The organism is Corallococcus terminator, from assembly GCF_003611635.1.
GTDB lineage: Bacteria > Myxococcota > Myxococcia > Myxococcales > Myxococcaceae > Corallococcus > Corallococcus terminator.
The window spans coordinates 1-996 of sequence record NZ_RAVZ01000725.1; the positions used below are offsets into that span (position 1 = coordinate 1).

2 protein-coding genes are annotated in these 996 nt (G+C 69.3%); both read left to right on the forward strand.

The window, feature by feature from the left end; translation table 11 throughout:
- Positions 1 to 268: hypothetical protein (locus D7V88_RS44060; RefSeq protein ID WP_208726771.1), on the forward strand; the 268-nt coding region annotated here is incomplete at its 5' end.
- The gene (locus D7V88_RS41810) at positions 268 to 912 is read left to right on the forward strand and encodes a hypothetical protein (protein ID WP_147449166.1); all 645 of its coding nucleotides are present in this window, start codon (positions 268 to 270) and stop codon (positions 910 to 912) included. The genes D7V88_RS44060 and D7V88_RS41810, both read left to right, overlap by 1 nt.
- The last annotated feature ends 84 nt before the right edge of the window (positions 913 to 996 follow it).

Consider the following 996-nt stretch of genomic DNA (forward strand, 5'->3'; position numbering starts at 1 on the left):
AGGCGACACGCCCGACAGCCTCTGTGGCCGGAAGGTGAACGCCCACGGACTGTGCAGCACCCACAACCGGCAGAAGCCGCCGCTGCGCCCCATCCGCCCGGTGTCCTCGCCGAGTCCTCACGCCTCGCTTCACGGCTATGGCCTCCGGTGGAAGTCCGCGGAGACGCTTGCGAAGCTGGAGGCGGAGGCAGACAGACGCGGCATGACGCCGTCCGCCCTGATTGTTGAAACCCTTGAGACGGCCTTCGGGCCGAAGCGGAAGCGATGATGTCCTCACGTCCTCCCAACCTCCCCCACTCCCTGCTGAACACCCTGGGTTCCAAGGAAGCTGCCCGCGCCTTTCTGGAGAAGCTGGCCGCCGCGCTCGTTCATGGCGCTGGCCCGCACGCCGACGTGAAGCAACGCGAAGTGTCCGCCACTGCCAGCCTTCTTCTCGAAGTCGTCAACCTCGTGCGCTTCGCCCTCCCCTACATGGTGACGAAGGTGCCCGTCACCGGGGTGCTCCTCCAGCGGGAGGAGGAGTCCCAGCACGAGGAGGAGCGCACCTACGCCTCCGCCGACGGCGTCGCTCTCCCCGCGCTGTGCGTGGTGGGAGATGCGGCCCCCGTCCGTTTCACGGTGCCTGGTGAGCGCCGAGGGACCATCGGAGGCAGTGGCGTGTGGCTCACAGGGGACGGCCGCTTCTTCTCCCTCGGGTACACCGGCACGTGGGATGCGAACGCGAGGACCCGCGAGTGGCGGTCCACCCTCACGTTCCTCACGCTTGAGGAGGCCGCCCTCGTCGCCGACCCCGTCCGCGTCGCCACCGCCCTGGCTGTCGAGTGCCACAACCGACAGCCTGACGGGGACACTGCTACCAGGGCGCGGCGCGTCGAACTCCTCAACGCCGTGACGGCGCTGCTTCGCCGCTGAGCCGCAACAGTTGCTGGCCGGGAAAGGGGGGGGGCACGTCTCCCCTGCCTGAGCCCCGCGTTGTCCGGGCGCCCGGACAACGAC

Bases quoted from the DNA above. Each gene is read 5' to 3' on its own strand.
- D7V88_RS41810 (WP_147449166.1), top strand. From the start codon at position 268: ATGTCCTCACGTCCTCCCAACCTCCCCCACTCCCTGCTGAACACCCTG.